Raw genomic sequence first — 11,465 nt, forward strand, 5'->3', positions numbered from 1 at the left:
GTAAGGTGCTTTTTTATTGTCCGAAGACATTAAACTACGGGAGACACCGTGCAAAACTGAAACAGAGAGACACTCTATAAACTGATTACGGGAGACACCCGAAAAACTGAAAGGATATGAAAAAATGGCAGAACCAAATCCAACACCAAACCCCAATGAACCGAAACCTGCACCGCAGGAAACACCGCAGGAAAACGCTCCTGCCTTTGATTATGACAAGCTCGCAAGCCTTATTACAGGCAAACAGAGCGTGACAGAGGACACCGTGTTGAAGTCATATTTTAAGGAGCAGGGATTGTCAGCCGATGAGATGAAAGAGGCTATCGGTGCTTTTAAAAAGCAGAAAGCCGAGAACACTCCCGACTTTGCAAAAATGCAGTCGGAAGTTGAATCTGCAAACAACGCAAAGCTTACGGCAGAAGTCAATCAGTCGGCAACCCTCGAAGCCGTAAAACAGGGCGTTGACATTGCAACCGTTCCGTATGTTCTTAAAATTGCAGACTTTTCAAAGGCTGTGACAGACGGCAAGGTCAATGCGGAAAAACTGACAGAGGCTGTTAAAAAGGTACTTGATGATATCCCCGCACTCAAGGGCAAACCTGCCGAGAACGGCACAGGAGTTAAGAAAATCGGCGGTGACGGCAACGGTACATCGGACGGTACAAAACCAAAGGCAAATGTTCCTACCAAAAAATGGAACAGATTTAATATTTAACCAAAGAAAGGATTGAAAAAATTATGGCAAACACAAATAACTATGCCGAGCAGTTCAGCCCTGACCTGCTCGAAATTCTCGTTCAGGGTACACTCACATCACCCTTCATCACTTCAAATGTAAAGTGGGTTGGTGCAAGAACTTTCCACTTCACACAGATGAGTACATCAGGCTTTAAGAACCACAATCGCAACGGCGGTTGGAACAAGGGCAAATATATTCAGACAGATGTTCCGTTCACCTGCGAACACGACCGTGACATTGAGTTCCTCGTTGATAAGGCAGATGTTGATGAAACAAATTCGACTGCAAGCGTTGAGAACATTTCAAAGACATTTGAACAGACACAGGTTGCTCCCGAAACAGACGCACTTTTCTTCTCGAAGGTTGCAACAAAGGCTCAGGCAACAGACGGCTACCATTCTTCAACAAAGACATCGGAGTGGACTAAGGAGAACGCTTATTCAAAGCTCAAAACAATTCTCTCTGCCGGCAAGCTCCGCAGATACAAGGCAAGAGGCACACTTGTTGCCTATGTGACATCTCACATTATGGACTGCCTTGAACAGTCAACAGAGTTCACTCGTAAGATTGAGCTTACACAGATTGCAGAGGGCGGTATCGGCATTGAAACAAGAGTGACCGAGATTGACGGTTGCCCTATCATCGAGGTTATTGACGATGAGCGTTTCTACGATAACTTCAACTTTAACCCCGATGACGGCGGTTTTGAGCCTGCAACAGGCGCTCACAAAATCAATGTTCTTGTTGCCTGCGGTGAAACCTGCAAGACTGTCCCGAAGATTTCAAGCATTTACTTCTTTGCTCCCGGCTCACACACAGAGGGTGACGGCTGGCTCTATCAGAACCGTTCGCTTTCCGACACATTCGTATTCCCGAACGGCAAGGACGGCAAAATTGACAGCATTTATGCCGATGTTGACACAACGGCGGTTGCGTAATGTATGCCGATTACATTGAACATCAGGGCGGAGATGAAAACAGTATTATCTCTGCCGAACACATTGATGTTCTGACTTTTAACCGCATTGATTTTGAAAAACTTTCGGAAATGCAGAAGAGAATCATCAGCAGAGTGCATAGCAGACTTACTGCTTTTGAAGAAGAAAATGCCGATATGATTTCTTCCTACCTGAAAAGCTATTCAATCAACGGCACATCAATGGAATTTGGCGCAAGCTGGAACTTAATGTGCATCAGCGGAGTGGCAATTCCTGCCGACCTCTATGCGTTGCTAAAATCAACGGGACTTTGTTATCCTGCAATCTGAAAGGTGCGTGAAAACCGTGAAATTTCCGTCACTTGTAAAAAAGCAGTTCTGCAAAACTCCTGTCGAGGTCACAATCTACGGTGAGGGTGTTACCGAAGACGGAGCACCCCTGACCGTGTTTGAATGCAAAAATCTGTATCCCTCCGACAGCTTGTACCCGTCAGTAACCCTGCACGGTGGCTCTGCCTTGTGTAATATGCAGTCAAAGGCAAAGACGGTCTATACCAAAGAGCAGAAAATTGTTCGGGTGTCGGCTGTCTTGCTTTTTGACGGCGACATTGCTCCCGACAGCCCCACTTTAAGCGGTGGCTTTGTAATCCTTGACGGCGTAAAACGAAACATCGTACAGGGTACAAAACACCGCAACCCCGACGGCAAAGTTAATTTTACGGAATTGGATGTGATTTAATGGGATTTTCGGTATCATCAAAAATCAAACTCAATATACCTGTTGTAAAACAGCTTGATAGGGCAAAGCAACAGGCTCTTGAACAGACAGGTGACGCACTTCTTACACAGGTGAAAAACACGCAGGTAATGCCGTTTGATACGGGTAATCTTCAGAACGAAAATACCTTTGAAGATTGTGCGCAGAGTTGGAACGGCACGGTTAAAATTGTGTCAAGCACTCCGTATGCAAGGCGGTTGTATTTTCATCCCGAGTATAATTTCAGCCGTAAGGAAAACATTGCCGCCGGCGGTAAATGGTTCTCACCGTGGCTTGAGGGCGGTACACGGCAGAATTTTTGCAGTCGGGCATTTGTGAGATTATACAGAAAGGAAGCAGGACTTTGATTTACTTATCGGACATCAGAGATTGGCTCAAAAGCGTTACCTCAGCCGAGTATTATTACATCGGCAAGCTTGACAACAAGCAGGACAGGTCAATCGGTGTGTATTCATTAAAGCAGTCGGGAACACCCACAAGGGCAATCGGCGGTGAAAGTACCTACGATACAATAAGCGTGTCTTTGCTTATCCATTACACCGACAACGCAAGAGAAACCGAGGAGTTTGCACGCAGACTTTACGAAACGCTTTACGGCATTAAAAAAGTTGAAATTAAGGAACACAAAATCTATATAATCGAACTGCTCACGGAAGAACCCGTTGATGTGGGAACAGACGACAAGGGTGTGTATGAGCAGGTCATTGAAGTTAAATTTTATTACGAAAGGAAGTAATTTTATGGCAAAAGTTGAATCGGGAGTATTCCCATGCTATGAAAATCAGTTTGCGGTTGGCAAGGCAGGAACAGAATCCGCCACGACAAATATTGCTAACTGCGAAGAATTTTCTGTTGCATTTGACAACGGTGTCGAGGAATGGACAGCCTTTGAAAACGAGGGCTGGAAGTCAAGGCTTATGACAGCAAAGTCAATCACAATTTCGGTAAAGGGCAAGCGTACAATCGGTGACGCAGGCAATGACCAGATTGCCGCCCTTGCATTTGAAAACGGCAGAAAGACAGAAGTTTCGTTTATGTGGACCTTCCCCAACGGTGCAACCGTCCTCTTTAAAAATGCAGTTGTATCCGTTACATCAAATGGTGCAGGCGCAAGTACGGGTGTTGCTCCGCTTGAATTTGAAGTTATGTCAAACGGCAAACCCGTATATACAGCAGCCGCTTAAAAAACGAAAGGAATGAACGATTATGTCAAAGTTAATTGATATTACAGACAAACTTAATTTTGAGGAAAAGCCGAGTGTCAGAGTTAAAAATGTTGACCTTGCAATCAACAATGACGCAGTTTCAATGCTCAAAGTTGCGGCACTTTTTGAGGACGGCAACGGCAAGAACAAAGATGTTATCAAAATGTATCATCTTCTTTTTGATGAATCCGAAAGGGAAAAGATTGAAAAGTTACAGCTGAATATTCACGATTTCAGCACCCTTATCAGCGAATCTGCCAAAATTGCAACAGGCGATTTGACTGACGAGGGGGAAGCTCAGACCCCGGCTACGACCTGATTGATGACTTTGATTTAATCGTGTCGAGCTTTCGCTCGGAGTACGGGGTCAGCATTTATTCAAAGGATTTTGCAAAAATGAGTTGGAATGAGTTCTGCTCACTTCTGCAAGGCTTAGGACCCGAAACACCGCTTGCAAGAACGGTTCAAATTCGCCTTGAAACCGACAAAGAGGTCTTGAAAAACTTTACTTCGTCACAGCATAAAATCCGCAACAAATGGCGGTCAAGGAATATAAAGCACTATTCAGACGAAGATATGAACACCGTTCTTGCAGAATTTCAAAACTTCTTCGCTAATCTGTAAATTTGTACATAATTTTCGCTGTATCTACAAAATTCTTGACAATGTTAATACATAGTGATAAAATGTAACATACACTAACAAATTTATTAAGGAGAGTGTATGTTTATGAAATGTCCACATTGCGGAAACGAATTAAAGGACGATGCAAAATTTTGCGACAAGTGCGGTGCAGGCTTTGGCGGAAACGATTCAACCTCGGCAACCGTAAATCCTGCAAATGCAAAGAAGAAAATTTACAAGCGTTGGTATTTTTGGGTTATTATCGTTGTTGCTATTATGATTGTTGGCGGTGTAAACGGTGCAATTAACGGTAACAGCAGCTCAAACAAATCAAAGCAGGAAACTACTGTTGCAAATCAGAGTTCAGAAAAAGCGACTGAAAAAGCGACTGAAAAAGCGACTGAAAAAGCGACAGAAGCACCGACCACAAAAGAAGTTGCAACAGAAAAGCCTACTAAAGATCCGAAGAAGGTTGAAAAAGAATTTAAAGACGGTTGCAAAACAATCGACTTTAAAACTCTTTCAAGAAACCCTGACAAGTACAAAGGTAATGACTACAAGTTTGAAGGTCAGATTATTCAGGTTCAGGAAGGCTGGGGCGATTCGGTTGACCTGAGAATCAATATAACCAAAGAAGAAAATGAGTATCTTGATGAACCATTGTGGACTGATACAATCTACGCAACTGTAGAAATTCCTGACGGTGCGGACAAACTCCTTGAAGATGATGTAATCACATTCTGGGGAACTTGTGACGGCGACTATACATATGAAACCGTAATGGGCAACAATGTGTCACTTCCGAAAATCGACATCAAATACTACGAACTCAACAAATAAAACAAAAAGCCACTCCAAACGGGGTGGCTATTCTTCTGCAATTTTTTTAAGCGTACATCATAACGGTGTGCGCTGTTTTTATGCCTGTTTTTAAAGAATCTAAAATGAAAGGAAGTGGTGAATATGGCGACAAAGGCGGGTGAAATTGAGCTTGATGTCAGGCTTACGGGTGATGATATTTCCAAAACATTGCATAAGATTTCCGATTCAATTACGAAAAAGTTTGATTCGGCATTTTCAAGTCTTTCAAAAGATTTTGAAAATGTAAGCACGGATATGAAACAATCTTTTTCTAAGGTTGCGGAGGGTGTTTCTCAGAAAACCGAGAAAGAGTTTTCAAATATCAAAGGCAGCGGTGAGCAGTTAAGCAATTCGGTTTCATCTTCGTTTAAGAAAATAGGAATGGCTGTGGTTGCCGCCTTCTCCGTTGCCAAAATCAAGGAGTTCGGTCAGCAGTGCATTGAATCGGCTGCGGAAGTCAATGCGGCAAATTCGCAGTTTGAGCAGACATTCGGCACAATGCAGTCACAGGCAGAATCAGCCATTCAGAGCGTTGCCGATCAAAGCGGTATTCTTGAAACCCGATTACAGGGTGTCGGCACAAGCATTTATGCCTTTGCCAAAACTACGGGTATGGACAGTTCAAGTGCTTTGGGAATGATGCAGGAGGCTTTACAGGTAACAGCCGACAGTGCCGCATATTACGACCGTTCGCTTGAAGACACCGCAGAAAGCCTGAAATCATTCCTCAAAGGTAACTTTGAAAATGACGCCGCACTCGGTTTGTCCTGTACTGAAACCACACGAAATGCGGCGGCTAATAAGTTGTATGGCAAGTCATTTACGGATTTGTCGGAATCGCAGAAACAGCTCACGCTTTTGCAAATGGTTAAGGACGCTAATCAGCTTTCGGGTGCTATGGGACAGGCAAGCCGTGAAGCAGACGGTTGGGAGAATGTAACGGGCAACCTCAGAGAAAGTTGGAAACAGCTCCTTGCCGTAGTCGGTCAGCCTATTCTTCAGGTGGCAACTCAGGTTGTAAAGCGGTTGAGTTCCGCACTTGCAACTTTAACGGAATATGCCAAAGGTGCGGTTGATTCGCTTTCAAAGGTCTTCGGCTGGGATACAGGCAACAACACCGCAAGCAATATCAAATCTGCGTCCGATTCTGCCAAAAGCCTTACGGATACGGCAGATGACAGTTCAAAGTCACTTGATAATGTTCAGAAAAGTTCCGAAAAAGCAAAGAGAAGTGTTGCGGGCTTTGATAAGCTGAATGTGCTTTCAAGCTCTGACAGCTCATCTTCAAAGTCAGACACCTCCTCATCAAAAAGCTCTTCAGGCGGTTCATCAGGCGGAAATGTTGCAAAGAATGTTGTCAAGGATACAACCAAAAATCTTTCGGGGACATTCAAAAATCTATACGAAAAAAGCGGATTCAAAGGCTTTGTCGAGAATGTACAGAAAGGTATTAACAAGGTTGATTGGTCAGCTATAGGCAAGAACTGCAAGACTGTTTTTGATAATGCTGTTCCTATAGTTCAAAAGGCATTCGGCACAATGCAAAAGGTCGGTTCTGCAAAACTCGGGGCAATCGGTTCTGCATTCGGAGCGGTTGCGACAATCGGCGGAAAGTCGTTTCAGACCATTTCAGGCGGTGTTGCAAAGTGGATTTCAAAAGACAGGGAAAAGATTATCGGCTTTATCGACACCATAGGCAACAATCTTACAAACGGCTATAACAACCTTTCAATCTTTTTTGATAATTTCGGTACACTTGCAGGCAATGCAATTGACAATGTTCGCCCTCAAATGGAAGAATCAATTTCCAATCTTTTAAGCGGTCTTACAACCTTTGCGGGCTCAGTCGGCGAGGTCGTTTCGGGTGCGTTTTCAATCGCAACCGAAAGCTTTGTTGAATGGACTGAAAATGACGGTGCAACAATCACAAAATTTCTTGAAAATTTACAATTGCAGTTTGCAGATGTGTTTAACTTTATCGGTCAGATTTTCGGAGATATCGGAACAATTATCAGTAATTGGTGGAACGGCAGCGGACAGCAGATTTTTCAGAATATCTGCAATATGTTTACCAACATCGGCACAACCCTGATGAATGTTTACAATCAATGGATTAAGCCTGCGTGGGATTTTATCGTAGCAATCGTAAAATCAGCTTGGGAAAACTGGCTGAAGCCTGTTTTTGAAGGCGCAATAAACTTCTTCGGCAAGGTTGCAGACTGTGTTTCAACCGTGTGGAATAACTTCCTGTCACCGTTTGTAAACTGGCTTGTCAGTTTTTGGGGACCTATATTTCAGAATGTTTTCAATGCCGTAAAAAGGGTGTTTGATAATGTGTTTACATTTATCGGTGGGTTGATTACCTCTATACAGAAAACATTCGGCGGTCTTATTGACTTCATTACAGGTGTTTTCTCAGGCGATTGGAAAAAAGCATGGCAGGGTATCTACGACTTCTTCAAAGGCATTTGGGACGGCATTTGCGCCGTGTTTAAGTTCATTATAAACGCAATCATTGACGGCATAAATGCGTTGTGGACGGGTATTTATAACTTTGTTTCGGGCGTTGTTAATTCAATCGGCGGATTAGCCGGTATTATCGGAGCGGCATTTGGACAGGATTGGAGCTTTTCAATGCCTGAAAATCCGCCTCTCATTCCGAGATTTGAAGAACCCACGGAATCACCGGCACGAAAATTTGCAAAAGGCGGTATTGTTAAAGCTCCGACACTTGCGGTTGTCGGCGATAACGCAGGTGCTAACAGCGGCAATCCTGAGGTTATTTCTCCGCTCAACAAGTTGCAGGGTATGCTCGACAATTCGGGCGGTCAGGATACAGTGATTCTCACACAAATTCTTGACCTGCTTAAACGCATTTATGAAATGTTCATTATCTTCCGCAATAACGGCGGCAACACTTATTTGTTTACGGCAGAACTTGAGGGTTCAACGCTTTTTGAAGAAATGATAAGGCAGGATGAGCTTTACAGACGCAGACACAACGGTAAATCCGCATTTGCATAAAAGGGGGAATGATATGTCAAATTATAACGGCTATTTGCTTAAATTCGGCAACAACATCATGCCAAATAAGTACATTAACGCATTTTCGTCAACTCCGAATCAGCGACTTGAAACTTCTGCGGAACGAGATCAGAACGGTACGCTTCAAAGGGCAACGCTGCCAAATTACAAAACAAAAATTTCGTTTTCAACTCACATTCTTCATCTTGACGAAAAGATTGATTTTCAGTCGATTATCAACCTCTCAATGGCGAATAAGTTACAGAGAAAGTGCAGGGTAACTTATTGGAACGATGAAACGAACAGCTATTACACCTCTTATTTTTATATTCCTGATATTGAATATACCGTAATGAATGCCGAAAAAAGTGATATAACCTATCAGCCGATTACGGTTGAGCTGATTGAGTATTAAGGGGTGATTCTTAAAAATGCTTGTATCTAAAGAAATTGCTGATAAGCTGAAAACAAACACACTTTACAACACCGTTGCCCTGCATTCCCCCGACGGCAGTTTTGAGAATATAACAGGTGAAAGTATCGTGCTTGACAGTTTTTCGCTTGAAAATGAAATCGTTGAAAAAGAATTGAAATTCGGCGGTTGCATAGCCTCTGAAATGAGCGTGAAACTCATTGATTATGATTGCTCGGCTTTGATAGGAAAGACGGTACAGGTCATCATAACGGCAACATATCTTGAATCGGAGCTGTATCCGTCAGATGATTTGTACCCGTCAAATACTCTTATTTGTCCTGCCGAAACAGGAACGGTTGAATGTCCTGTTTTCTACGGCAAAATTCAGTCGGCTCAAAGAGATAAAAAACAGCGTAACATCGTCAAAATCACAGCCTATGACGCTTTTTATGATATGTCAAAGGTGGATGTGTCTTTGTGGTTTGCAGGCAAAGAGAACGAGGACGGCAGTTTTGGTTATGGTTATGCTCACTATGCAAAAGACGAAACTTTTATGCATCTATACAGCGCCCTTTATGATAAGTGGGAAGATTACGGTGTGGAGGCTGTTTCATACTTGCCGAAACTTGATATTTTAAGTTTGCCTCTTAATTTTGATGATGCCTGCGTGGAAAAGGTTATAAAGAATATTTCCCTATCAGATTTAATTCAGGCTTATGCGGAATTATCCTTGTGTTTTGCGATGATTGACCCTAAATACGGGTATCTTAAATTTTTATCGCTCTACGGCAAACAGTCGGCAGATACCGTTGATTCATACAAGGACCTGTCTTTTGAGGATTACGAACTTGAACCTATCCGTATGTACAGTGCTAAGTTTGCCGATAAAAAAACATATTTGTATGGCAGCAGTAACGATTTTTCGTGGTATGTTTCCGATAATATTTTGATGAGGTGCAGAACAACAGCAAGTGATATCGGTGCTAAATATAATTCTGCTAATTTTTTTGGCAGTGTATATAAATACCGCCCGACAAAAATTAAGCTGTTTTCGTATTGGTGGCTTGAGGCAGGCGATAAGTACACAATTAAAACTCCGTTTAAGGATTTGCCGACAATCGAAACATTTGTGTTCAATAAGAAAATGGACGGATTTATAACTACCCTCACATCAAAGGGTGAAAAGCGATTAGGAAAGGAAATAAAAGAGAATGAACAAATACAATAAAATCGGCTTTGTGAACGGCTCTGCTCCTGCTCTCAATGCCGACAACCTCAACCATATGGACGAGGGGATTGAACGGGCAACAGACGGAGCAATTGCACTTGAAACCGAAATAACCACAGCAAGAGGTGATTCTGCCGACCTGAACACACGCTTTACCGCTGATGAAGCAAGCATTGACTCAATTAACTCGCGTTTGCAGAGCACTGAGACAACGCTGAAAAATAAAGCTAACACAACCGATGTGAGCAACGGCCTTGCAAAAAAAGCAAATAAAGCCAATACTCTTGCAGGTTATGGCATTATGGACGGAATTAAAGATGCAGCAGGCACGGTCAGAGCTGTCAACTTAGCAGCCGATGTCATAAATAAATTTGGCGAAAAAGTAGACAGTAGCGAATTATTTGATGTTACTAAGAGTATAAATTTAGCCAATTTGGCAGATTATTCACAACATCAAAATGGTGTAACCGTTACAGTCGCCAAAGGCAAAATCAGTTTAAGCGGTACATCTACGGCGGCCACTAACTTCTTTTTACCTTTGAAATCATCAATAACATTACGAATTGACACACCTTACTGCCTGTCGTTACAGGATTTTACAACTAACAACACAGGATGTGTATTTTATCCAGCTTATAATCAAAATGTTATCGACTCAAAATGGTTACTATCTGAGGTGAGTGCTCTTAAAAATGCAGCAGCTACATTCACTCCTATACAATACATGTTTGTTAATAGTATTAAAATTGCCATTGCTGCAAATAGATTAACAGACAATAGCTGTTACTTGCAGATTGAGCAAAATAATCAAAAGACTGCATATGTTGACCCCGAAAAGATTGTTAAAAAGGTTAAGCCTACATTATATCAAGGCCCTGATTATGCGATGCACTATTTGTATGTTTCAAATGATTATAATGAAGATACAGAGGGATTCGGAGAAACAAAATTTAACTCTATCTTATCGGCAAATAACAGTATTTCAGACAACAGTTATCATAACCGTTATACAATTATTGTTATGGCAGGAACATACACAGATTTGCAGGACAAATATGCAGGCATGTCAGATGTCGGTTTAGTGGGTTATCGTGGCGTAATGACTAAGGATTATGTTTACTATGAATCCGAGAACATCTATAACCCCTCTGCAACTATAATCAAATGGGACGGTGCAACAGGCTTTGACAAAGCTACATTAAAATCTGAGGATATAATCAAAAAATGCCCGTTCCATCTTGACCTCAATGTTCATACGCATATCAAAGGATTTACATTTGACTGTAAAAACATCAGATACGGCATACACCTAGAAAGTGGCGGAACAGGTTATGCAACAAATTGGGTTGTGGGACACTGTACCTTTATTTGGGGCGGTCGTGCTGATTGTGTGGATTATGCGAATAAGACAACAGTGCCAGTCTTCGGTTGCGGACACAGTTTTGGCGAAGTCGGCTTGATTGAAAACTGTAAAATCATACCTACGCATTGCACTATTGGTTATCAAAGTCACGATAATGCCGATAACAGCGATTTTGGCTTACCTATTAAAGTTGGCGCAAAAATCACCTTCAAAGATTGCGATTTCGGAGGTACAGAAATACAGGCACGCACGCTTAAAGGAGCATATGCTGACACACCGAATGTATTAACA

General features: G+C 42.4%; 14 protein-coding genes. All 14 read left to right on the forward strand.

Going from position 1 to position 11,465, the window contains the following annotated elements; genetic code table 11:
- The first annotated feature begins 124 nt into the window (after positions 1-124).
- Positions 125-715, forward strand: coding sequence for a hypothetical protein (locus RBATCC27255_RS02890; protein WP_101028657.1), 591 nt, complete (start codon positions 125-127; stop codon positions 713-715).
- Positions 716-738: 23 nt separating this feature from the next.
- Positions 739-1,677: a phage capsid protein gene (locus RBATCC27255_RS02895; RefSeq protein ID WP_101028658.1), complete on the forward strand. Its 939-nt coding sequence runs from the start codon at positions 739-741 to the stop codon at positions 1,675-1,677.
- Positions 1,677-2,006 (forward strand): head-tail connector protein, encoded by a 330-nt coding sequence (locus RBATCC27255_RS02900; protein WP_101028659.1) that lies wholly within the window; start codon positions 1,677-1,679, stop codon positions 2,004-2,006. The genes RBATCC27255_RS02895 and RBATCC27255_RS02900 overlap by 1 nt, the downstream gene beginning before the upstream one ends.
- Before the next feature lie 16 nt (positions 2,007-2,022).
- On the forward strand, positions 2,023-2,415 hold the full coding sequence (locus tag RBATCC27255_RS02905) for a hypothetical protein (RefSeq protein ID WP_101028660.1): 393 nt from the start codon (positions 2,023-2,025) through the stop codon (positions 2,413-2,415).
- A complete protein-coding gene (locus RBATCC27255_RS02910; protein ID WP_101028661.1) occupies positions 2,415-2,801 on the forward strand; it encodes a hypothetical protein in 387 nt (128 codons plus the stop codon). The genes RBATCC27255_RS02905 and RBATCC27255_RS02910 overlap by 1 nt, the downstream gene beginning before the upstream one ends.
- Positions 2,798-3,190, forward strand: coding sequence for a phage tail terminator protein (locus RBATCC27255_RS02915; RefSeq protein WP_101028662.1), 393 nt, complete (start codon positions 2,798-2,800; stop codon positions 3,188-3,190). Before RBATCC27255_RS02910 ends, RBATCC27255_RS02915 begins: the two co-directional genes overlap by 4 nt.
- 4 nt (positions 3,191-3,194) lie before the next feature.
- Positions 3,195-3,638: a phage tail tube protein gene (locus RBATCC27255_RS02920; RefSeq protein ID WP_101028663.1), complete on the forward strand. Its 444-nt coding sequence runs from the start codon at positions 3,195-3,197 to the stop codon at positions 3,636-3,638.
- 22 nt (positions 3,639-3,660) lie between these two features.
- The gene (locus tag RBATCC27255_RS02925; protein ID WP_101028664.1) at positions 3,661-3,978 is read left to right on the forward strand and encodes a hypothetical protein; all 318 of its coding nucleotides are present in this window, start codon (positions 3,661-3,663) and stop codon (positions 3,976-3,978) included.
- Positions 3,979-3,998: 20 nt separating this feature from the next.
- Positions 3,999-4,283: a Gp15 family bacteriophage protein gene (locus RBATCC27255_RS02930; protein ID WP_169923219.1), complete on the forward strand. Its 285-nt coding sequence runs from the start codon at positions 3,999-4,001 to the stop codon at positions 4,281-4,283.
- 105 nt (positions 4,284-4,388) lie between these two features.
- Positions 4,389-5,123, forward strand: a complete 735-nt coding sequence (locus RBATCC27255_RS02935; protein WP_169923220.1) for a zinc ribbon domain-containing protein — start codon at positions 4,389-4,391, stop codon at positions 5,121-5,123.
- A gap of 123 nt (positions 5,124-5,246) precedes the next feature.
- Positions 5,247-8,168 (forward strand): phage tail protein, encoded by a 2,922-nt coding sequence (locus RBATCC27255_RS02940; protein WP_101028667.1) that lies wholly within the window; start codon positions 5,247-5,249, stop codon positions 8,166-8,168.
- Positions 8,169-8,181: 13 nt separating this feature from the next.
- Positions 8,182-8,583: a DUF6711 family protein gene (locus RBATCC27255_RS02945; RefSeq protein ID WP_101028668.1), complete on the forward strand. Its 402-nt coding sequence runs from the start codon at positions 8,182-8,184 to the stop codon at positions 8,581-8,583.
- Between the two features lie 16 nt (positions 8,584-8,599).
- The gene (locus RBATCC27255_RS02950; RefSeq protein WP_101028669.1) at positions 8,600-9,811 is read left to right on the forward strand and encodes a hypothetical protein; all 1,212 of its coding nucleotides are present in this window, start codon (positions 8,600-8,602) and stop codon (positions 9,809-9,811) included.
- A partial coding sequence (locus tag RBATCC27255_RS02955) for a hypothetical protein (RefSeq protein WP_147639953.1) occupies positions 9,795-11,465 on the forward strand: 1,671 nt, incomplete at its 3' end. The genes RBATCC27255_RS02950 and RBATCC27255_RS02955, both read left to right, overlap by 17 nt.

Origin of the sequence: Ruminococcus bromii, from assembly GCF_002834225.1 — a bacterium.
GTDB classification, from domain to species: Bacteria; Bacillota; Clostridia; order Oscillospirales; family Acutalibacteraceae; genus Ruminococcoides; species Ruminococcoides bromii.